This is a genomic window from Streptomyces sp. NBC_00459, assembly GCF_036013955.1.
In the GTDB taxonomy this organism is placed as follows: domain Bacteria; phylum Actinomycetota; class Actinomycetes; order Streptomycetales; family Streptomycetaceae; genus Streptomyces.
In genome coordinates, this window is the sequence record NZ_CP107903.1 from 1,235,406 (window position 1) to 1,258,066 (window position 22,661).

Consider the following 22,661-nt stretch of genomic DNA (forward strand, 5'->3'; position numbering starts at 1 on the left):
GACCTCCACAAGCGCCCCTGCTCCGGGGTTCCAGCCTCCTGTCCTCCCCAGCTCAGGTGTCCGACGCCATAGCCGCGAAAGAGCCCGCGTCAGTTCGCGTTCAGGTCAACACGGCCGACTGGGTCATTTCTCGTCGAGCCGTTCATCGAGGATCTCGGCAGCCCAGGCGCGCAACCGTCGGCGCATGTCCTCCACCTGGCCGCCATTGATGCCGTATACCTCGTACTCCCGGTCCGGCCAACGGTCGACCGCCCTCAGCGCCTGGGCGAAGTAACGCGGATCGAACCCGGCGTCGTGCTCAAACGCCAACTCCAGCAGTTGCCCACCCGAGTACCGTCCGGAGGCGAGCGCGGCATTCACGTCGAGGTAATCCCGTGGCGCGGCCCGTCCGAAGAGGGTGGTCACCTTGTTGGCCACAGCGTCATCGGCATGCAGGACCGGACCGATCTCCAACACGGCAGGCGGGCGAGCCCTCCAGTCGCACCCGAGCTCCACCTTCGCCGTGCGCCCCTGTCCATCAGCAACCGCGAACCGGGCGAACACCCCACCGGACTTCTCCACCTCAACAGTGAGGCCCACCGCCTGATAGGCCACAGTCACCGCATCGACGGCCTCGGAGAAGGCCACCGGGTCAGCGATGTCCGTGAACAGGTCGACGTCATCCGACAGCCGTTCCAGGAACCCATGCGCCTGAACCGCGTACCCGCCGGCCAGGACGAAGCCGTATCCCGCCGCAGCTCCAAGACCGATACGCGCGAGTCGGGCGTGAAAGGGATCCATACAGGCGGATACTACGCAGCCCTGCGGGCCAGTTGCGGGAATCGCCCTTCCCACATCAACCGCACTCGCGGCGGAAGCCACAGCCTCTGCCACACGGCCGAGAGCAGCACCGGGTCAAGGAACTTCCGCAGCTCCCCCGCATGCATGGCCTCCCGGATGACCGTCTCATAGAACATCCGCAGGTCCACGTCGTCCGACAGGTCGTAGACACGCTTCGGCGTCCAGTCCAGCACAGTCGGCAAAACCACCACCCCGGCCGCCGGACCGGCCAGCTCCTCCAGCGTCTCCGGCACCGTGTAGGGCCGGATCTCCGCATACCGCACCCGAGACTCCATACGCCCAGTATGCCCCTGCCCAAGCGCCGTCCGCCGGTCGCTGTGGTGTCCGCCTACGACGTCATCGACACCCGTGCGGAGGGCACCCACCAGGAGCACGCCCGCCACAGGCTCACCCCCCTACCGATTGCACCAGCTGAGAGGGGTCTGTAAAGCGAGCGGTGTAACTGGGTTTGGTGTGGCTAGAGTTGGCCTGCGGTGAGGCGGCCGTCGAAGGCCAGGTCGAAGGCGTTCATGGCGCCCTTCCAGCGCATGGTCCAGCGTTTGCGGCCGGCGCCGGTCGGGTCGAGGCTCATGACGGCCATATAGACGCACTTGAGCGCGGCCTGCTCCGTGGGGAAGTGCCCGCGGGCACGGACGGCCTTGCGGATGCGGGCGTTGACGCTCTCGATGCTGTTGGTCGTGCACACAATGCGGCGTATTTCCGCGTCAAACTGAAGGAAAGGCGTGAACTCCGCCCAGCTGGACTCCCAGAGGCGGACGATCGCCGGGTATTTCTTGCCCCAGGTCTCGGCGAATTCCAGGAACCGTGTCGTGGCCGCGTCCTCGGTCGGTGCGGTGTAGACGGGCTTGAGTGCCTTCGCGATCTTGTCCCAGTCCTGTCGGGCCGCGTAACGGAACGAGGCCCGCAGGAGGTGCACTACACATGTTTGCACCACAGTTCGCGGCCAGACCTCACCGACCGCGTCCGGTAGCCCCTTCAGTCCGTCGCAGACCAGCATCAGGACATCATCGACGCCCCTGTTCTTGAGCTCGGAGAGCACTCGCAGCCAGTGCTTTGCGCCCTCACCGCCGTCGCCGGCCCACAGCCCGAGGATGTCGCGGTGCCCCTCGGCGGTGACCGCCAGGGCCACATAGATCGGCCTGTTCGCCACTTGGCCATCACGAATCTTGACGTTGATCGCGTCAATGAAGACGACCGGGTAGACGCGGTCGAGTGGCCTGTTCTGCCATTCGGCCATGCCGTCCATCACCTTGTCGGTGATCGTGCTGATGGTCGTCTTGGACACGCTGGCTCCGTAGACCTCGGCCAGGTGCGAGGAGATCTCGCCGTGCGTGAGGCCCTTCGCGGACAGCGACAAACCCATCTCGTCGACGCCGGTCAGCCGGCGCTGCCGCTTCTTGACTATGGCCGGCTCGAAGGAACCCTCCCGGTCACGGGGGACGTCGATCTCGACCGGCCCGATGTCGGTCAGCACGGTCTTGGAGCGGGTGCCGTTGCGGGAGTTGCCGCCGTCCTTGCCCGCCGGGTCGTGCTTGTCGTAGCCGAGATGGCCGGTGATCTCGCCCTCCAGAGCGGACTCCAGAACCGTCTTGGTCAACTGCTGCAGCAGCCCGCCCTCGCCGGTCAGCTGCAGACCCTTGCTCCGGGCCTGCGCGACGAGCTGCTCGATGAGCTTTTGCTCGACCGCCGCACTCTCCAGTGACGGTTCCGCCAGGTCATCGGCGGTCGCGGACTCGGTCACGGTGTCAGTCACTTGATGTCTCTTCCATGATCATCAATTACACCGGTGAGCGTACAGACCCTCCCTGGAACCGCCGGCGCGGTCTGGGCGGGGTCGGTGACAGCCAAGTCACAGCGTCAGCAGACGCGCGATCAGCTCGACGCGACGCACCTGCGATGGAAACTGGACAACAAGCGTGACGTCTACCTGCAGCTCCTCAAGTGCGCGTCCATGTGGCAGTCGGCTTCCTGGGAGCTCCACAACGTCCTTTCCCTGAGCATCGACGGAGACGAGCGAGCTGAGACCCGCCGTCGGAAAGTCGGGCGGTGGCAGGAGTTCGCGGCGATGGAGACGGCCGCGAAAGTGTTCACCACGGATACCGCGGTTCAAGAGGCAGCGGACCAGCTGCAGAGAACTCTCCTCGCCCTCGACCGGGTCACCGAGGACCGCTACCACGGGCGGGAACCCAGCGAGCCGGACAGCCGGGAGGAAGCGTTCCGGACGCGGAGCCAGGCATGCTCGGCAGCAACCGCCACCCTGGCCAGCGAGATCGAGACCGCCTTGAGCCTGGCCACGATGCCTCCGTCCGCGATGCCCGGTTCCTGAGTGTCGCTCCGGCATTCCCGCTATGGCCCTTGAGCGAGCACAGGTTGGGTAGTACGACCGGAGCGCCGTGGCATGGAGAACCGATGGGGATGGGTGGACGAGATACTCGCCGCAGCCAGCCCTGATCCACGATTCCGGCCACGACCCTGTTGCCTGGCTGAATCCGGTGCCATGCTGCGCCGGCAGTGATCCTCTTCCTCTCCCGGGCGGGGGCGCCCCCGCTGGCCCCGCCCGTGTGCTCTCACCTGGGCGGGGTCGCGCCGTCCCTGACGCGGAACCGGCATGCTCAGGAAGACCCGCTTAACACCAGCCACCTAGCACGGCCCCACGGCGGCCCAATGCCTCTCTCCTGCGGCGCGACGGGTCAGGACGCCCGGAGGGGAGGACGGCTCCTCCCCAGGTCGGCGTACACCACGATCTGCCAGGCCAGGACGGCGGTGCTCAGTGCCTCGAGGACGGATACGGTGATCAGTGCCGCACCTTCTGGAGTTCCCGCCCAGTACACGACGAGGGCGGCCAGGGGAGCACCACAGAACGCAATCAGGTCCACGCCGAGCTGTATCTGCTTGCGGACCGTACGGCGGTGATCCGAGCGATGGGCCGACTCCCAGCCGAACACCGGCTCTCTATCGCTCCGCAGGTCCGCGAGCCGTGGCCCGACCTGTTCGCGTATGTAGCGTCCGATGGCCGAGATCTTCTCGTCGTTCATCAAGTAGGTCCACCCGAGCAACAGGGAGACCGGTGGCAGGAGAAGTAACGCGGCGCGCGTTTCGGGATTCAACGAGAGCGCCACGACGGCGGCCATGGACGCGAGCGTGGCGTAGAGCAAATTATCCCGAAATCCGATCCGAGCCTTCTGCTCGTCCTTGATGTGCTCGTACTCCAGCACGAGGAGCTGTTCCATGGAAATTTTCGGATCGTGCGACATGCTCTCCCCCTTGGCACGGTCGAAACCAGGCACGCGGTCCCCCGCCCCCCGGCCCGCCGCCACGGGGAAGATGCCCGGGTGCGCCGACCCGCACACGCACTGAGCGGACGTCAGCACGACTCGGTCGACTCCCTCGTGCGGGGCGCCACTTCGGTCATCCCGTCTCGTTCATCACCGAGCCGCCGCGGTCCTATGATGAGCCGGGAATCAGACGCACCGGTGTACGAGGGACGGTCTCCATGGCGGACGTCGTACCCGACGCGGGTCCCTCCTTCGCACAGTGCCGGGAAGCCGCTCAGCGACTGCGTTCCGCGGAGCACGGCAGGGCGGCCATAGCGGCAGTTCGGAGCCGAGGCGTATGTGGCATAGCGCGATCTCGCGGACCGCTCCCCCTCATGCTGTACGCGGGAGCTCGCGAGGGCAGACTGATCTGGCGGGACGCTCGCGGCTTCGCGCTCCTGGAGGCTCCCCTGCTGTCGCGGCATCGACCGCTCGACGGAGGTTTCCGTTCCGCTGCCCTTCGGCTGGCGGACCGCCACTGGGACCTGTTGGTCTTCACCGTGCCCCTGTTCCTGTTGATGACGACCGCCTTGGGCCTCCTGCCGTTTCCCTCTGCAGGGAGTGCGGTCCTCCTGCTGGCACTCGCCGCCATTGTGTACGTCGCCGTCTGGCTGACCAGCCTTGCCGTGATGTCGGTCGTGTGGCTGTGGCATACCTTCTCGGCCTTCGCCCGTGCGCCCGGTGAAGTCGCTGAATCGCTCTCCGGTGTGCACTGGACCGTTTCGTTGTGCCACGAGGAAGAGGCGGAGCGGGCGGACGAGTTGTTACGACGAGCCACGGGACGGCTTGGTCAGCTCGTCGCTCTGCGCGCGGGAGCGGCCTCTGCGGACCTCGGGTACCGGGTCAGCCGGGGCGAGCTCACTGAGACGCTCGTCCTGGTGCGACGCGGGATCACCACCGATGCCGTGCGCAGTCACGTCGACGCCTGGGACAGCGCCGTCGGCCCGCGCGACGACGGGGTGGAGGTCGTGATGATCCAGCCGACATCGAGGGCTCCCGACCCGGCGGATCGCCGGGTGGTCACCGGTCGCTTCCTGCTCCTGTATCTGGCCGCGATACTGGTGATGGTACCCGCCGAGGCGCTGATCGTCATGGGCCAGGAGGCCGCAGCCTGCTCAAACAGTGAGTGTGAGGGAAGACCGACGACATACCCGGACGCTCTGCGCTGGTTGAGTCAGCGCCTGCTGCTCACCGATCCACCGGACCTTTCTCCGGCGACAGGCGCGGCCACTGCCATCGGGTGGCTCACCGGCCTCATGGCACTGATGGTCATTCCGGTGGCTTACGTAGCCGGTCGCAACCAGATACGAGCACACACGATCAAGGTCGAACCGTACCGGCGTATGAGGAGCCTGATGGAGAAGCGCACCAGACTGTTGATCCTCGTCGTGACCTCGGGTGAACGCGATGCCGTTTTCCGGGCTGTGGCGGAGATCAACGGGAAGAAGCCGACCGCCCAGTTCCTCGGCGACCGAACCGTCTTCGATCTCGGCGTCGTCAGCGAGGTCGAGATTCACCTCGTGCAGAGTGAGCAGGCAGCGGGTGGCCCTGCCGGAGCGGCCCTGGTGACTTCTTCGGTGATCGACCGGCTGACCCCCGACTTCCTTGTCATGGTGGGGATCTGCTGTGGGCTGCGACCCCAGGAACAGACGCTCGGCGACATCGTCGTCTCCAGTCAGCTGCGGCTCATGGACCACCGGAAGGTCGCGGACAGACAGGGCGGCGATCCCTTGGTCATCCTGCGCGGCGACAAGGTCACTCCCTCCGGCTTGCTGCTCGACCGCCTGCGCGCGGCGGAGGTCGACTGGCCCGGGGCCCCGGTCCACTACGGCCTCATGCTCTCCTCCAGCGTCCTGATCGACTCGGTTTCCGTCCGCGATCAGTTGGTGGCGCTCGAACCGGACGGACGCGGCGCGGAGATGGAGGGCGGCGGCGTGTACGCGGCCGCTGCCAAGGGCAGGACCGACTGGATCCTGGTGAAGGCGATATCCGACTGGGGCATCGGCAAGAACGACGACGCGCAACCGTTGGCGGCTCGTAACGCCGCCGAGTTCGTGGTGCACATGATCCGCGGCGGCGCCCTGGACCGACGGACGTGGCACACCTCCGCCGCATCCGGCCCTTCGGAGTGACCGGAAAGGCGCCGGGTGCCGAAGGAGGCCGGGCGTCCTGCGCGTTGTCACCCGCTCCGCAACGACCTGTGGGCTGATTACTCGCCAACTCCCGCTATGGATCTCGGAGGCGTGACCTACAGTCCTTGCCATGGCAGGGACAAGGGGGCGTCTCGTCGGCGGCCGGTACCGGTTGGACGAGACCATCGTGTGCCGTTCGGAAACTCGTCGCTGCTGGTCAGGCGGCGTATCTGTACTCGTTGATCACGCCGCCGAGTATTCGGGTGTGCAGGAGCCGGTGAGTAGTCGGAGCGCTCATGGGCTTCGGGTGTTCGTGGGCGAGGGGAGGGAGCTGTGCCTGGGCCTGGTGTCGGCGATGACGGTTGTAGTGCTGGGCGTAGGCGTCGAGGATCTGTCGGGCATGGGTTTCATTCCATATGAGCAGGTGGTCGAAGACCTCGCGCCGCAGGGTTCCGATGACCCGTTCGCAGTGCGCGTTCATCCGGGGCGTTCGAGGCGCTGTCGGCACGACCTCGATGTCGTCGGCCGCGAAGACTGCGTCGAAGGACTCGGTGTACTTCGCGTCCCGGTCGCGAATCAAGAAGCGCAGCGAGTCCACCCGCACGCCTGACTCGATGGCGAGGTTTCTCGCCTGTTGTACCGCCCAGGGCCCGGTGGGATGGGCTGTCACGCCGGCGATGTGCAGTCGGCGTGTGTCGTGCTCGAGGAACACCAGCGCGTACACGCGGCGCAGGTCGATCAGGTCGACGTATAGGAAGTCGCAGGCGATGACGGACTCGGCCTGCACGGTCAGGAACACGCGCCACGTCGGGCCTCCCCGGCGCGGGGCTGGATCGATGCCCGCCGCTGTGAGGATTTCCCAGACCGTCGTCGAGCCGACCGGGTGTCCGAGCCGGATGAGTTCGCCCTGGATCCGTCGGCAGCCCCACCGCGGATTCTCCTTGGCCAGCCGCAGCACCAGCGCCTTCACCACTCGCGCGGTCAGCGGTCTCCCGGGCCTGGCCCGGCGCCTGCTGTAGTCCCACTTCCGAGCGATCAGCCTGCGGTGCCATGCGAGCAGCGTCGCGGGCGTCACCGGGAACGCGTTCGCCCACCGGCACCGGGGGATCAGCGACGACAGCGCCGCGAACCATAGCCGATCCGCCGGCTCGTACCGCACAGGCTTCGAGAGCTGCCTGTGCAGCACCGCGTTCTCGTGTCGCAGCACAAGCAGTTCCGCATCCTTGGTCGCATCCCGACCCAACAGCAACGCCGGGAACGCGAGCAGCTTCCGAGCCACCTGGTACACCAGAGAGACGATCACCTGGACAGGGTTCCAGCAGACCGTGATGGAACGCCAGACCCGCTCCGAGCAGCAGCGATGAGTTTCCGAACGGCACAAGGTAGCAGATGGGCGGCTCGGGGGATCCGGCAGGACGCTCTCGCCAAGGTCGTTGATGCCGTAGACGATGTTGTCGGCGAGCGCCTTCAGGGTCCGGAAGCTGCCTCGATCCAGCCGGAAGGCGTGCTGTGTGCCTGTGGCGTCGCAGTTGCCACCGACGATCTGGCCACGATCATTGATCCCGAACCCCTGAGTGAAGATCGACCATGGAACGTCGAAGCTGTCTTAGTGGTCTGTTCCGGAAGTCCTTCGGGGGTTGACCTCGGAGTCTGTGTTGTGCATGTCGTCTGCACCGGGCCTACTGCAGATCGAGCAGCATGGTGTCGGCATGGTCGCGGCTCTCGACCATACGAGGAACCCCCGATGTGCACCGTTCCAGCCAGTCGGCCCCGCTGCCCACACGAAGAGACGTCCTGGTCCGCGTGCCGCCGGACTCGGCGTGCACCGGTCCAGAGGCTGTGCGACGGGTTGCATAACAGGAAGGAAAAGTGTCGTCGAGAGTGTTGCCTCCCTGTTACGGCAGCCCTAGGGTCATCGCACCGGGTAGTGCTACCGGTTGCATCGCAGGCTTACGGTCGTTTGGAGGGTGGTGCATGGTCACTCTGGCTGACGTGGCTCGAATGAGTGGGACCTCACGGTCGACCGCGTCCCGGGCCCTGAAGGACGACCCGCGGATAAGTGCGAAGACCTCCGAGCGGGTACAGCTGGTGGCGAAAGCCTTGGGCTATCGGCCCAACCTGGCCGCCCGCACCCTGGCGACCGGCCGGTCGGGCATCTACGGGCTGATCGTGCCGAGCCGTCTGATGGGCGACGTGTACGGGGCACAGCTGGTCAGTGCGGTCACCGACGCGGTGAGTGCGCACGACGGCGGTGTGATGCTGTGGCTTTCCCATGACCGTCCCAGCCGCGCCATCCGGGACACCATCAACCACGGCATTGTCGACGGGCTGATCGTGTCCATCCTGGTGCAGGACCACCCGTGGGTCGTCGAACTGCTCGACAGTGGCCTGCCGTGCGTGCTGATCGGCCGGCCCGGCGGCCTGGAGGAGGCGAGCTACGCGACCGCCGACAACATCGCGTCGTCGTGGGCGCTGATGCGGCACCTGCGCGAAGAGGGCTACCGCCGTCTGGCCGCCATTCGCGGCCCGCTCGGCAACACCGACGCCGATGAACGGCACTCGGTGTTCGTCGAGGCGATGGGAGGAGTCGGCGAACTCGACGCCAACCTCGTCGCGGTGGGCGACTTCACCTACGAAAGCGGGTACGCCGCGGCGACGGCGCTGCTGCGGCACCGGCCCGACGGCATCGTCGCGGGCAACGACGAGATGGCCCGCGGCGCAATGGACGCCGTCCGCACCGCGGGACTGCGGATCCCTGAGGACGTCGGAGTCTGCGGGTGGGACGCGGTGCGAAGGCCGAACCACGGAGACATGGAGCTCACCACCGTGCGCCAGGACGTGCCGGCGGTGGGCCGGGAGGCCGTCTCCATCCTGCTCGATCTGCTGAAGGGCGAGCAGGGGCCGATCCGGCGAACGTTGCCGACACAACTCGTCGTCGGGCGGTCAACGGTACGCGGTACCCGATCCGGGGAGGAGATGCCGACCTAGGCCCGACAGCACGGGAACACAGGACCAAGCCGACACCACTGCACTAAGCATCATCAGGATGTCGGGGACGGGTGCCGACGGCGGGCAAGCCGCCGGCACCCCCTTCCGGACGTGACGCACTGTCAAGCGTTTTCGAGGACGACTCCTCAGTAGCGTCAACCACTCTCCGAAGGAGCACCATGATAACAATCGTCCCGGCCGCGCCCGGCCGGACTGGAAGAACGCCGAACATCCCAAGGAAACGGCGCGCGCGCCGCGCGCTGGCCTGGGGTGCGCTCGGCATGGCTGTGGCGCTGACTGCCACCGCATGCGGCGGCTCCGGCGGCAACGGCGGCCAGCGGGTCACCGTCACCTGGTTCGTCGGGCTCGGCACCGGCGCCGACCCGGGACAGCCGGCGAAGGAACAGAAGGTCGTCGACGCCTTCAACGCCAGCCAGAACCAGGTCACCCTCAAGATGCAGGTGGTCACCAGCGCCTCCGCATCGAATACGCTGGCCACGCAGCTCGCGGGTGGCAACGCGCCGGACATCGTCGGCCCCGTGGGCATCGGTGGGGCGCAAGGGTTCGACGGGCAGTGGCTTGACCTGGCGCCGCTGATCAAGAGCGAGAAGTTCGACACCTCCATCTACGGCACGGCGCAGATGGATGCCGTCAAGGACCACAACGGCGCGCAGACCGCGCTGCCGCTCGGCGTGTACCCGTCGGCCGTCTTCTACAACAAGGACCTCTTCGACGAGGCGAAGCTGCCCTACCCGCCGCAGAAGTTCGGGGGGATGTACCAGGGCAAGACCTGGGACGTGAACGCCCTGCGCGAGCTGGCGAAGAAGCTGACCGTCGACGCCAACGGAAACGACGCGACCAGTCCCACGTTCGATCCCTCGAAGGTCGTGCAGTGGGGCTTCGACCCGCAGTACCTCGAGGGGACGCCGCAGAACCACGGCACCCTCTTCGGCGCGGGATCGTACGTGGCCAAGGACAACAAGACCGCGCAGATCCCGGGGCCGTGGCTGGCGGAGTGGAAGTGGTACTACGACATGATCTGGAAGGACCACTCCGCGCCCAACTACAAGCAGCTGACGAGCGACACGCTCAACAAGGGCAACGCCTTCGCCACCGGCAAGGTCGCCATGTCGTTCACCCACACCTGGTACCTGTCCGGCCTGATGGACAGCTCCGGCAAGCCCCAGACGTTCTGGGACCTTGCCGCGATCCCGTCGTACAACGGGAAGATCACCGACAAGACGAGCTCGGACACCTTCCGCCTCACCAAGGGAAGCAAGCACCCCAAGGAGGCGTTCAAGGCCCTCGAGTACTTGATGACCACCGGGGCTCCTGACCTGGTGAAGACGTACAACTCGATGCCGGCGAACCAGAAGCTGCAGGCCGACTACATCAAGAGCCTGGACCAGACCTGGACGCAGGGCGTCGACTGGCAGGTCGCTCTCGACGGGCTGAAGTATCCCGACATCCCCAGTGCCGAGGGATACATGCCGAACTTCAGCAAGAGCGCCGACCTGACCAACAAGTTCGGCAACCGGTGGCTCACCACACCAGGGCTGGACATGGACGCCGAGGCCGCCACGCTGCGGACCCAGCTGCAGGCCCTGTTCAACAGCGCCTCCTAGCCCCCGCCCCGATCACCTGACCACTGGAGAATTCCATGCTGGATGTCCTCCAGTCCGGGACCTCGGCCGCAGCCGCGGCCGGGGTGCCCGGGGGCGACAGGCACAAGCGCGAGCGCCGCAATGGCCTGCTCTATGTCGCCCCCTGGCTTCTTGGACTGCTCCTGTTCTACATCGGCCCGATGATCGCCACGCTGGTGATGTCGTTCACCGACTACCACTACGTCAGCGACAGCAGTGCCGGCACCCGCTTCGTGGGACTGGCCAACTGGTCGAAGCTGTTCCACGACCCGACCGTCGCGCACAGCGCCGTCGTCACACTGAAGTTCGCGGTGCTGTTCGTGCCGGTCTCCGTGCTGCTGCCGCTGGGCCTGGCCTACTTGATGACCGCGCGGGGCCTGTGGGCCCGAGGGTTCTTCCGGGCGGCGTTCTTCCTGCCCGCGATCGTCCCCGGCGTGTCGGCGCTGTTCGTCTGGCAGAGCTTCCTCAACGGCGACACCGGATGGCTGAACCGGATGCTGGGCGCGCTCGGTGTCTCCGGCCCCGACTGGCTCGGCGACACGACCTGGACCCTGCCGAGCTACGCGCTCATCGCGACCTGGGGCGTCGGCAACGCGATGCTCATCTTCATCAGCGCCCTCAACGGTGTGCCGCGCGAACTGTACGAGGCCGCCACCCTCGACGGCGCCGGCCCGTGGTACCTGTTCCGCCACGTGACCCTGCCGATGATCTCACCGATGACGTTCTACAACCTGGTCCTGACCCTGGTGGCGCTGGGCCAGTACTTCATCGTGCCGTTCGTGCTCACCAACGGCACCGGCGACCCGAACGGCTCCGGGCTGTTCTACACGATGTACTTCTACAAACAGACCTTCCAGTTCTACGACGCCGGCTACGGCTCGGCACTCGCCTGGATGATGTTCGCCGCCATCACGGCCGCCACCGGGTTGCTCTTCTGGACGCAGCGGTTCTGGGTGCACTACGAGTACGAGGTGAAGAGCTGATGGCCGGAACCGCCATAAGGCCCAAGATCCGCGCCATGGTGACGGAACCGCAGCGCCGCTACTCCGCGGTCCCCAAGCGTCTGCGCAAACTCACCATCAGCGCCACCCTCACCCTGTTCTCCCTGATGCTGCTGGGGGTGTTCCTGGCACCCCTGGGGTACATGACGTCCACGGCACTCAAGGACACCACGCAGATCAGCGACGCACACCAGCCCCTGCTGCCACAAAGCCCACGTGAGGTGACCATCGGCGGCGAGCAGGTGCCCGTCATGCGCGTGACCGTCGAGGGGCACGTCCGCGAACTGGCGCTGGTCGAGAAGGGACGCACCGAAAGCGTCTTCGCCGACCCGGACCACCCGGACCAGCGCATCACCTGGAACGGGTCATGGCGGACACTGACACCGGCGTATGAGTTGAAGCCGCAATGGGGCAACTTCTCCGCGGTCTGGAAAGCCATGGACCTCCCGCTCCTGCTCCGCAACACCGTCGCCATCGCGGTCCTCGGTGCCGTCGGGACGGTCATCTCCTCCACGCTCGTCGCCTACGGGCTGTCGCGGTTCAGGGTGCCCTTCGCGCCGTTCATCCTGGCCTCCCTGGTGGCCGCGATCATTCTGCCGCGGTTCCTCACCATCATCCCGACCTACGCGGTGTGGCAGGAACTCGGCTTCGTCGGCACCTGGGTGCCGCTGATCGCACCGCATTTCTTCGCCAGCGCCTACAACGTGTTCCTGCTGCGGCAGTTCTTCCTGTCGATCCCCCGTGAACTGGACGACGCGGCCGCCATCGACGGGGCCGGCACCCTCAAAACCCTGTGGTACGTCATCATCCCGCAGGCACGCCCGGCCATCATCACCGTCGCGATACTGCACTTCCTGTTCGCCTACAACGACTTCTTCGAGCCCCTGGTCTACCTCACCGGCAAGCCCGATCTCATGCCGTTCTCCGTGGGGCTCTACCAGTTCCTCGGGCTGTACAACTCGCAGATTCCGCTGCTGCAGGCCGGAGCCCTGCTCGGCATGCTGCTCCCGATTCTGCTGTTCCTCTTCGGCCAGCGCATCTTCCTGCGCGGCCTCGACCTGTCCGGAAGCGGCAAGTAGCCCCGGGAAGCCGGCGCCAAGATGGTGCGCTCCCTGCCGACTGGCTTCGGACAGAACCCGTTGTCGCAGCGCCTGTAGGCAGCGCCGACCCGGCCGCACACCGACCGACCTCATTCGACCCGCAGAGGTAACCCCGTGACCCAGCCCGCGAACAACGCCGAACCCTCTTCTGCGGTGCCCGAGACCGCCACCGTCACCTTGATCGACGGCACGACGTTCTGCGTCTGCGCGCCCGCCGGGGACATCGTCCCCGGCGGCAACCTCGGCCTGTACTTCCGCGACACCCGAGTGCTCTCCCGATGGGAGTTGACCCTCGACGGCCGCCGCGTGCAGACCCTGTCCGTCCAGCCGGTGGAGTCGTACGCCGCCCGCTTCATCGCCCGCCGCACCAGCACCGACGGATCGGACGACAACTCCCTGCTGCTGGTGCGAGAGCGACTCGTGGGCAACGGCCTGCGCGAGACCATCACCATCCAGAACCTCGGCCCAGAAACCACTCCGGTCGTCCTGACCATCCACGCGGCAGCCGACTTCGCCGAACCGTTCGGGATCGACGGAAAGCAACCCGCCACTCATGAACCAGGACCCGCAACGGTTGCCGACGGGACACTGCTGCTCCGCCACCACGGCGAAGCCTCCCGCGGCCTGAGCCTGACCACCGCCACCGAAGCGGAGATCACCGCCGACCGCCTCACCTGGCAGATCCAGGTACCACCCCGGTCCACCTGGACCACGGAGATCACGGCCATACCGATCGTCGACGACAAGCCGGTGGAGCCGCGCTTCCAGCGCGGAGAGCCGATCAGCGACACCGCAACCGCCCGCGCCCTGAACTCCTGGCGGGAGAACAGCACCTCGCTGGCCGCCGACGACCCCCGCCTCGCCACCACCCTGATCCGCACACGGACCGACCTCGGCGCGCTGCGCATCGACGACCCCGCCCATGGCCGGGCCTTCGTTGCCGCCGGAGCGCCCTGGTTCATGACCCTCTTCGGCCGGGACAGCCTGCTCACCAGCTGGATGGCCCTGCCACTCGACCCGGATCTCGCCCTCGGCACCCTGCAGGCCCTCGCCGCGGTGCAGGGCCGCCGCACCGACCCGTTCACCGAGGAGGAGCCGGGCCGGATCATGCACGAGCTGAGGCTCGGCTCGAACAGCACCGCGATCGGCGGCCAGCGGTACTACGGCTCGGTCGACGCCACCCCATTGTTCGTAATGCTGCTGGCCGAGGCGTGGCGCTGGGGCGCCGACGAGACCGCCGTCCGGGCACTGCTGCCGGCAGCCGACGCCGCACTCAAGTGGCTGCGCGACTACGGCGACCGCGACGGCGACGGGTTCGTCGAATACCAGCGCACCAGCGAGCGGGGCCTGCCCCACCAGGGGTGGAAGGACATCGACGGCAGCATCAACAACGCCCAAGGCGAGCCCGGCGAGACGCCCATCGCCGTCGTAGAGGTGCAGGGATACGTGTACGCGGCGCTGCTGGCCCGCGCCGAACTCGCCACCGCCTTCGGCGACGCGACCACCGCCCTGACCTGCCGGGAGGAGGCCGCGACGCTGCGGCGGCGGTTCAACGAGCAGTACTGGCTGCCGGACGAGGGCTGGTACGCGGTGGCCCTGGACGCCCGCAAGCAGCCGATGGATGCCCTGACCAGCAACCCCGGCCACTGCCTGTGGACCGGAATCGTCGATGACGATCATGCCGAGCAGCTCATCGCTCGCCTCGGCGCACCCGAGATGGACAGCGGCTTCGGACTGCGCACGCTGGCGACGACCATGGGCGCCTACAACCCGGTGAGCTATCACAACGGCTCGGTCTGGCCGCACGACACGGCCCTGTGCGTGGCCGGCCTGATGCGATACGCCCACGTGCCCGGTGCCGTCGAGACCGCGCACCGGCTCGCCGACGGCCTCCTCGACGCGGCCGCGGCCTTCGGCGGCCGACTGCCCGAACTCTTCTGCGGCTTCCCCCGCGAGCAGCACTCACCTCCCGTGCCCTACCCCGCCGGCTGCTCACCCCAGGCATGGGCGAGCGGAGCTCCCATGTTGCTGGTCCGCGCCTTCCTCGGCCTCGACCCGCACATCCCGCAGGGCCGGATCACCCTGACCCCCCGCCTGCCCGCAGGGTGGGGGACGGTACGCCTCGACGGCCTGCGGCTCGGCCCGGCACGCCTCCAACTGTCCGCCGCCGGCGACACCGCCGAGGTCCACGGCACGCCCGCCGACTGGACCGTCGACATCCGGCCCCGCCAGGTTGCTCCGTGAGCCCATAGTGCCATCGGCGACGGTCCATCCGCATCGTCGCTCAGACACTCCTGCGACCACCCCGCCATCCGCGATCAACTCTCTGACCTGTGACGACGATGACTTTGGAGATCATAGTGGGACAGCCGATCCGCCCTGCGGTGTACCTGGATCCGGAAGCGTCCGTGGAAACGAGGATCGAGGACTTGCTGTCCCGGATGGCGCTTCCGGAGAAGATCGGGCAGTTGCTGATGCTCGATGCACAACATGGCGACCTGGTGGACATCGTGTCGGCCAAGCTGGCCGGGTCGGTTCTGCATGTGGCTCCCGCGCGGATGCCGGAGGCCGTGGAACTCGCCCGGCGGACGCGGCTCGGCATTCCGCTGCTGACAGCCGACGACTGCATCCACGGCCACTCGTTCTGGCCGGGCGCGACCATCTTCCCGACCCAACTGGCCATGGCCTGCAGCTGGGATCCCTCGTTGCTCCAGCGGGTCGCCCGTGCGGCCGCCACTGAAATCGCGGCGACCGGCATCCACTGGACGTTCTCCCCGGTGCTGTGCATCACTCGGGACCTGCGCTGGGGCCGGATCAACGAGACGTTCGGCGAGGACCCGTTCCTGATAGGTGAGTTGGGCGCGGCGATGGTCCGCGGCTACCAGGGCGAGGGCCTCAGCGACCCGACGGCCGTGCTGGCGTGCGCCAAGCACTTCGCGGGCTACTCCGAGACCCTGGGCGGGCGGGACGCGAGCGAGGCCGATCTCAGTCCGCGCAAGCTACGCTCGTGGTTCCTGCCCCCGTTCGAGCGGGCAGCCCGGGCCGGTTGCCGTACGTTCATGCTCGGCTACCAGTCGATCGACGGCGTGCCCATCACCGCGCACCAGTGGCTGCTGGACGACGTACTCAAAGGCGAGTGGGGCTTCACCGGCACGCTCGTGACCGACTGGGACAACGTCGGCCGGATGGTCTACGACCAGCGGGTCTGCGCCGACCACGTCGAGGCGGCGGCGGTCGCCGTCAACGCTGGCAACGATCTCATCATGGCCACACCGGCGTTCTTCGAGGCTGCACAGGAGGCGGTCGCCCGTGGCCTAATCGAGGAGAAGCAGATCGATGACGCGGTGCGGCGGGTGCTGCGGCTGAAGTTCGAACTCGGGCTGTTCGAGGACCCCCGCACCGCCGACCCGGAGCGGCAAGCCCAGGTGATCGGCTGCCGCGAACACGCCGACCTCAACCTGGAGACCGCCCGTCGTTCCCTGGTGCTGCTGCGCAACGAGAGCGTCCTGCCCCTCGACGGCGGGCTGACCGCGGAAGTAACAGGGCAGGGCACGCCGCGGACGATCGCGGTCATCGGCCCCAACGCCGACAGCCCGGAAGCCATGCTCGGCGACTGGGCGGGAGACTCCGGCCAGGTCCCGTGGCTGCCCGAAGGACATCCACGGGAGTCCGTGGAGACGGTGCTCGACGGCCTTCGCGCCGTCGCACCCGCCGACTGGACCATCACACACACCCGCGGTGCCGACATCGGAAGTCTCGCCCCCGACCCCGAGCGGCCCGTCGGCCCCGACGGCCAACCGCAGCCGCCCATCTTCAGCCCCGCCCCGGTCGACCAGGCACAGCTCCGGGAGGCAATCGCCGCCGCGGAGGCCGCCGACTACGCCGTCGTGGTCGTGGGGGACACCATCGCCCTCACCGGCGAGAGCCGGTCGACGGCCACGCTCGACCTCCAAGGAGGCCAGATCGCTCTGCTGGACGCGGTCGCCGCCACCGGCACGCCCGTGATCGTCGTCCTGATCCAGTCCAAGCCGAGTACCCTCCCGGACTCGGCGCTGAACGCGGAAGCCCTCATCGAGGCGTTCAACCCGGGCATGCGCGGCGGCCGCGCCATCGCCGAACTCCTCCTCGGACTCACCGAACCCAGCGGCCGACTCCCGGTCTCCTTCGCCCGCCACGTCGGACAGCAACCCGTCTTCTACAACCAGGTACGAGGCCAGCACGGCAACCGCTATGCGGACCTCACCCAGGACCCCCTGTTCGCGTTCGGCGAGGGCCTGACCTACACCACCGTCACCTACTCCGACCTTGTCGTGCACGACCACGACGTCCCCGCCGACGGTACCGTCCACGCCACGGTGCGACTCACCAACAGCGGAAGCCGCCCTGCCCGGGAAACCGTCCAGGCATACGTCAGCGACCTGACCACCAGCGTCACGTGGGCCGAGCAGGAGCTGAAGGCCTTCACCCAAGTCGACGTCCATCCCGGCGAAACCCTGGACGTCCAGCTCAGCATCCCCACCGCGCACTGCTCACTCGTCACAGCCGACAACCGCCGCGTGGTCGAACCAGGCGATTTCATGCTCCGTGTCGGCCCCAGTTCACGGCGCGAACAGCAGCTGAGCGCGGGATTCCGCATCCGGGCTTGAAGGCCGCCAGAAGGCCACTTCAAGGCCACCGCCCAGCTGACCCTCTCGGGCCGGCTGGGCGGGCCCTTCCTGTGGCGTGGAGCCGACGGCTGTTTCTCCGGAAACTCTGTGATCCTCGCATTCCTGCAACGCCGTTACCAAGGCCAGCACTCGGCGGAAGTGCCGACGCACCGCGAACGCCGCAGCGAAGGGCTCGTCCGCGAACACCTCCTGCAGCCGATCCTGCACCCGCATCAGTGCATACTTCCCCTGGGGAACGTTCTACGGGCTATGGCCGCGGTCTGCTCGGGAACCGGCGGAAGACCCTCCGGGCGAATGGACACCCACATCACCCCCGCGGCCGGGTGCCAGGAGAACGGCCGCAAGGTCGCGCCCTCCGTTCCGGAGCGCGGGCCGAACCGTTCTGCCGTTCCCAAAGAGCACTCGTCTGACCTGGGACGACGGGGTTTTCTCTAAGCCCCTACGAGAACTGGGCCGTCTGATCAGATGCCGGGGGCGGTGAGGTTGGACCCCGCAGGAGCAGTCGAGGGCGTCTTCGGGGCTGCCGGCAAGGCCGCCGGTGGGCAGCAGGGAGTCTTCGTAGCGGTCGCTGCTGGCGTAGTAGAGGGCGAAGCCCCATCTGCCGACGGCGCCGGTATAGCGCAGCCGCATCAGCTTGACCCGTTCGCCGTCGGCCGGTTCCGCCTCCACGTGGGCGAAGGCGCCGCGGTGGCGGACGCGTAGCCTTTTCAGCGGCGGCCAGGCAGTGCGGGCACGCTCGCCGAGGCGCGCCTCCAGCGAGAGCCGGGTGTGTTCCGAAGGCGTGGGCGCGGCAGCCATCCTGCCCGACGGGCCGGTGGCCGGATACGGAAGGCTACGGCCCGTCGTGATCCGCTTCTCCCGATTGGCCTGCCTGCCTTGAATGTTGCCGCAGCCCGCCCGATAGCCCTGCGCGCCGCCGAGTGCCTACCACACCACGCCGCGGATGCGCCCCATCGATGCGGCGCTGACCGGCTTCGATGCATTGCTCGCTCTCGACGAAGCGCATCTGTCGCAGGCACTGCTCACCACGGCTCGCGACTGCGCCGCCGACCAGGCCACCGCTACCGATCCGCAGTTCGCTGCCCGCGTGGTGAAGGTCGTCAGCCTGTCCGCCACAGCAGACGCCTCCGGGCGGACGCGTCTGGGGGTGGGCCCGGAAGACCGGGCCCACCCGGTGGCAGGAAGACGCCTGAATGCCAACCGCCGAGTGACTCTGCTCGACGTGTCCGCATGGGCCAAGACCCCCAGCGAAGCCTTCGCCCATGGGGCCACCACGGCAGTGGACGCTCTGCTCCCCATCATCGAGCGCCCGGTGATAGCAGTGGTGGCCAACACCATCGCGTCCGCCCGCTCCGCATTCCAGGCCCTATCGGCCCGCGACGACCTGGATGCGCTGCTGCTGACCGGACGCTGCCGGGACGGGGAACGGACCAGCCTCGTTGAGGGGCCCCTTTCGGAACTGCTCAACGTGGTCGACCCACACCGGTCCCGGCCGCTGGTCGTCGTCGCAACCCAGACAATCGAAGTTGGCCTCGATGTCAGTGTGGCCGGCATGTGTACCGAGGCCGCCGCATGGGATGCAGTGCTCCAGCGTCTCGGCCGCTTGGACCGCACCGGCGATCTCGCCCTGGCCCCGGCCGTCCTCGTCAAGACCCATGCGCCGGACGACGTTCGCACCATCCCCGTCTACGGAGAAGCGGCCGCCCGCACTTGGGACTGGCTTGCCGCCGATGCCATCGTTCTGGACCAGCCCGGGGCTACGGACGAACTGCAGCAAGCCCTGGCCAGTGGCCTGCTGCTCAACCCTTCCACGCTCCCCGAACTGCGGACAGGCATTGACCTCTCGGCGTTGACCGCACCGAGCCCGCGCATCCCGGTCGTGCACCGGACCGTGCTCGACTCGTGGGCTCGCACCGACCCCGCCCCCGTGCCCGATCAGGTTCCGGCCCCGTTCCTCCATGGTCTGGATACCTCCTCGGCAGACGTGCAGGTGCTCTGGAGAGCCGATCTTCCTTGCCAGGACGGCATCACGCCTCCCTGGGAGGTGTGGGCAGCCCGGCTGGCCCAAACTCCGCCTCACCCCGGCGAGACCGTTGCCGTACCTGTCCACCGCCTGCGCCGATTCCTGGCACGTCAGACCGAAGCCGATGCATGTGGCGACCTTGAAGGTGCTCCCGACCCCGAGCAAGCCCCAACCAAGCGAAGCCGGACACAACCACAGCAACTGCCGGCTCTGCGCTGGGACGGGCCGGGCGGCTGGTCTCCGGCTCTTGCACCTGGGGACATCCGACCTGGTCGCACGGTCGTTCTTCCTGCCACAGTCGGCGGCCACGACGCGTTCGGTTGGACAGGTGTCGTGAGCACAGCAGTCGTGCCCGACCTCGGCGACTTCTCGCTTGACCAGGCACTCACAACGACCCGTCTGGACGCTGACGTCATCACTAGCCTGACGGGCCGAGCCGATCAGGCGGCCATACTGCGCGGACTTCTCGGCGACGCTATAGGACGCCTGCAGTCCGGTGACCACCAGGAGCCCGCCACTGAGGTCGTGCGCGATCTGCTTACCGCTGTCATCGACCTGCTGCCCAGCGATCTCCCGGAACCAACCGGAGCCGCCCGTTTCACCCAGCGCCTGCTGGGCCGACTGGTGCTCCTGCGGGGCGGCGTCGCTCAGTGGGACCTCTCTGCGTCGACTCGCCCAGGAGTGGGGCGCGTAGTGATTGACGCCGCGTCCGGTGACTTGCGCCTGACGCTGGTCCCACCGCGAGTGCCGAACGGCCTTCGGGAGTGCATCCCGGGGGTAGGGGACGAAGGGGCGGACTCCAGCTCGTTGACCCGGCTTGTCGGACTGGCTCAGCATGGCAAGGCTGTCGGGGCCCGTGCCGCCGAGTTCACTCAGCGCGCTGGCCTGCCTCAGCCGACCATTGCAGCAGCGGAGATCGCGGGACAGACCCACGACTGCGGCAAGCAACACCCCCGCTTCCAGACCATGTTGTGCGGAGGCGACGCCCTGCTCGCCGAATCCCTACCCGAACCACTCGCAAAGTCCGGCATGGACCCCGCTGACCTCGCCGGGCGACGGACCGCAGCACGCTTGGCCGGCTGGAGTCCAGGCCTGCGGCACGAGGCCCTCAGTGCTGCGGCCGTCCAGAAGTGGCTCAGCAGCGAGCCCCAGATGACCGCCGGGCTGGACACGAACCTGATCATCCACCTCGTCGCGGCCCACCACGGCCGGGGCCGCCCCTTGCTTCCGCCGGTCACTGATCCAGATCCCGTTGAAGTCGAGTGCACCATGCCCGACGGGCAGCAGATCACCGTAACCAGCGCAGCCATGGGAGTCGACTGGGACGGTCCCGACCGCTTCGCTGAACTGATGGGCCGATACGGCCCGTGGGGCACCGCAATGCTGGAGAGCATCGTGCGGCTCGCCGACATGTCTGTCTCCGAGGAGGGCAGTTGAACGCGCACCAACTGGAACTTCCCGCTCTGCACAGCAACGATCCGCTCGGATTCCTCGCCGCTCTTGGCGTACTGGAACTCGCTGATGCGGCCCTCGACGAGGCAGTTCGACTGTCCTGGCGGGGACTCGCCGCGCCAGCAGTGCTACACACTGATCAGCCGCTGACCCTCAACCAGTTGGCTGAACTACTGGTCCGGTTCCTTCCGACCGCACCGGCCAAAGAACCCCTGCCTGCAGCTCCCGGCATCCTCGGACTGCCACGCGATACCGGCCCCGGGGCGCCCAACGACGCCCTACGCATGCCCATCGAACAGGCGCACCGGCTGCTACGCGATTTCGCGACGGCGGAGCGTCTCGACAACGACCCCCGCGCGCGGTGGTTTGCGGCGCTGGTCAACCAGCTCTGCGTCACTCCCGCCAAAAAGCTCAAAGACGAACCACAACAGGAACACCAAGGTGTTACCGCGGCGGCCAGTTCCGTCCCCCTACAAAAGCACACACTGTACACAGAATCGACGCCGCTCTTCGCCGCGTCCGGTCAGATGACCCTCGCGAATAACTGGGTCAAGGCCGCCGAACAGTGCATCCGTCAAGGCGCCCATGTCAGTGCGGCGCTCACAGGATGGATACGAGTTCCCGACTACACCGGTGCGAATCTCGACTACCGGTCAACCGGCGACGCAGCTATGACCGGCGACGGCAAGCCCTCCCAACAAGGAGTACCGGGGGCAACCTGGCTCGCGCTGCACGCCTTTGCCACCTTTCGCCTCACCGGGAACACCATGACCAGCGCCACAACGGCATGGGACTCCTCCGGGGACCTACCTGCTCTTATCTGGCCAGTTTGGACCTCGCCGCTCTCCAAAACAGCAATAAGAGCACTGCTCGAACACCCACTCGTGCGTGCTGACGACCCGGCGCGCTTCGATGAATCTCTGACTAATCTGGGACTGGTTGGGATCTGCTCGGCTCATCGCACCAAGCTCAGTAACTCCTATGGCCCGTTCGAGCCCGGACAGGTGGTGTGGCCGTAGCCCTTTCGCCTTGCCACCCGCGGTTGGGGCTTCGCCGTCGGTTTCCACGGCTCCCCTAACGAAAGGAAGATTCCATCGGTAGTGACGTGGTACGTCACCCCCGAGTCGTAGTCATTGCGACCCACGGCATCGACGACCAATTCGGAGCCGCACAGCATGATAAGGAAACCCCCGCCGGTGACTCGGAACCAGTACACGGGCCGGTCTAGCTCGGTCAGAACCTCAAGCTCTGGCATGCGCAACATCTGATAGGCGTTCGCGTCGTATTCAGCGGTTACTGACCTTTTCGGATTGGCTTCGAGTGGTCTGAGGTGAGGGTCAGTCCGGTCTCGGTGAGGCAGCCGTCGATGAGTTCGGGATGGCACTGGATGCGGGCGAGGCCTCGGCGGAGGGTGCAGGTGAGATGGTCGGGATCGGTGAATGCAGTGTTGGCCATCGGGGCCTCTTCGAGGACGCCCCCGCTCCCTGTTCCTCCAGTTCAC

14 protein-coding genes and 3 pseudogenes are annotated in these 22,661 nt (G+C 67.3%); 10 read left to right on the forward strand and 7 right to left on the reverse strand.

The annotated features are described in order from the left end of the window. Window positions 1-123 precede the first annotated feature (123 nt). The 3 genes from OHN74_RS05200 to OHN74_RS05210 all read right to left on the reverse strand — a co-directional run bounded on the left by OHN74_RS05200 (window position 124) and on the right by OHN74_RS05210 (window position 2,554). Window positions 124-780, reverse strand: coding sequence for a nucleotidyl transferase AbiEii/AbiGii toxin family protein (locus tag OHN74_RS05200; protein WP_327693346.1), 657 nt, complete (start codon window positions 778-780; stop codon window positions 124-126). 11 nt (window positions 781-791) lie between these two features. Beyond that, window positions 792-1,115 carry a hypothetical protein gene (locus OHN74_RS05205; RefSeq protein ID WP_327693347.1) on the reverse strand — a complete coding sequence of 108 codons (324 nt, stop codon included), beginning with the start codon at window positions 1,113-1,115 and terminating at the stop codon, window positions 792-794. A gap of 182 nt (window positions 1,116-1,297) precedes the next feature. After that, complete coding sequence (locus tag OHN74_RS05210) at window positions 1,298-2,554, reverse strand: IS256 family transposase (protein WP_443060538.1); 1,257 nt, start codon at window positions 2,552-2,554, stop codon at window positions 1,298-1,300. A gap of 72 nt (window positions 2,555-2,626) precedes the next feature. Here OHN74_RS05210 and OHN74_RS05215 point away from each other — a divergent pair, with 72 nt between their 5' ends. Beyond that, on the forward strand, window positions 2,627-3,166 hold the full coding sequence (locus OHN74_RS05215; RefSeq protein ID WP_327693348.1) for a hypothetical protein: 540 nt from the start codon (window positions 2,627-2,629) through the stop codon (window positions 3,164-3,166). A gap of 364 nt (window positions 3,167-3,530) precedes the next feature. On the opposite strand, the gene OHN74_RS05220 is transcribed toward OHN74_RS05215, so the two are convergent. Next, window positions 3,531-4,094, reverse strand: a complete 564-nt coding sequence (locus OHN74_RS05220; RefSeq protein WP_327693349.1) for a hypothetical protein — start codon at window positions 4,092-4,094, stop codon at window positions 3,531-3,533. Window positions 4,095-4,489: 395 nt separating this feature from the next. Between OHN74_RS05220 and OHN74_RS05225 the strand changes: the two genes are divergently transcribed. Further along, window positions 4,490-6,286 carry a phosphorylase family protein gene (locus OHN74_RS05225; protein WP_327693350.1) on the forward strand — a complete coding sequence of 599 codons (1,797 nt, stop codon included), beginning with the start codon at window positions 4,490-4,492 and terminating at the stop codon, window positions 6,284-6,286. Window positions 6,287-6,503: 217 nt separating this feature from the next. On the opposite strand, the gene OHN74_RS05230 is transcribed toward OHN74_RS05225, so the two are convergent. Together OHN74_RS05230 and OHN74_RS42845 are read right to left on the reverse strand one after the other, a co-directional pair. Further along, a complete protein-coding gene (locus OHN74_RS05230) occupies window positions 6,504-7,589 on the reverse strand; it encodes an integrase core domain-containing protein (protein ID WP_327693351.1) in 1,086 nt (361 codons plus the stop codon). Between the two features lie 201 nt (window positions 7,590-7,790). Beyond that, window positions 7,791-7,868, reverse strand: a pseudogene (locus OHN74_RS42845) (hypothetical protein); the annotation flags it as partial. A 392-nt stretch (window positions 7,869-8,260) separates the two neighbouring features. Here OHN74_RS42845 and OHN74_RS05235 point away from each other — a divergent pair. From OHN74_RS05235 to OHN74_RS05270, 8 genes and pseudogenes are all read left to right on the forward strand, one after another. Beyond that, window positions 8,261-9,274, forward strand: coding sequence for a LacI family DNA-binding transcriptional regulator (locus tag OHN74_RS05235; RefSeq protein WP_327693352.1), 1,014 nt, complete (start codon window positions 8,261-8,263; stop codon window positions 9,272-9,274). Between the two features lie 281 nt (window positions 9,275-9,555). Beyond that, window positions 9,556-10,899: an ABC transporter substrate-binding protein gene (locus OHN74_RS05240; RefSeq protein WP_327693353.1), complete on the forward strand. Its 1,344-nt coding sequence runs from the start codon at window positions 9,556-9,558 to the stop codon at window positions 10,897-10,899. A gap of 35 nt (window positions 10,900-10,934) precedes the next feature. Beyond that, window positions 10,935-11,900 (forward strand): carbohydrate ABC transporter permease, encoded by a 966-nt coding sequence (locus OHN74_RS05245; protein WP_327693354.1) that lies wholly within the window; start codon window positions 10,935-10,937, stop codon window positions 11,898-11,900. Next, window positions 11,900-12,997, forward strand: a complete 1,098-nt coding sequence (locus OHN74_RS05250; RefSeq protein ID WP_327693355.1) for a carbohydrate ABC transporter permease — start codon at window positions 11,900-11,902, stop codon at window positions 12,995-12,997. Before OHN74_RS05245 ends, OHN74_RS05250 begins: the two co-directional genes overlap by 1 nt. 135 nt (window positions 12,998-13,132) lie before the next feature. After that, a complete protein-coding gene (locus OHN74_RS05255) occupies window positions 13,133-15,262 on the forward strand; it encodes an amylo-alpha-1,6-glucosidase (RefSeq protein ID WP_327693356.1) in 2,130 nt (709 codons plus the stop codon). 98 nt (window positions 15,263-15,360) lie between these two features. Continuing rightward, window positions 15,361-17,664 (forward strand): glycoside hydrolase family 3 N-terminal domain-containing protein, encoded by a 2,304-nt coding sequence (locus OHN74_RS05260; protein ID WP_327699995.1) that lies wholly within the window; start codon window positions 15,361-15,363, stop codon window positions 17,662-17,664. Window positions 17,665-18,622: 958 nt separating this feature from the next. Continuing rightward, window positions 18,623-21,145: pseudogene (cas3g, locus tag OHN74_RS05265) on the forward strand (type I-G CRISPR-associated helicase/endonuclease Cas3g); the annotation flags it as partial. After that, on the forward strand, window positions 21,142-22,179 hold the full coding sequence (locus tag OHN74_RS05270) for a type I-G CRISPR-associated protein, Cas3-extension family (RefSeq protein ID WP_327693359.1): 1,038 nt from the start codon (window positions 21,142-21,144) through the stop codon (window positions 22,177-22,179). The pseudogene cas3g and the gene OHN74_RS05270, both read left to right, overlap by 4 nt. Before the next feature lie 274 nt (window positions 22,180-22,453). Here OHN74_RS05270 and OHN74_RS05275 read toward each other — a convergent pair. Beyond that, a pseudogene (locus tag OHN74_RS05275) lies at window positions 22,454-22,615 on the reverse strand (IS630 family transposase); the annotation flags it as partial. Window positions 22,616-22,661: the final 46 nt, after the last annotated feature.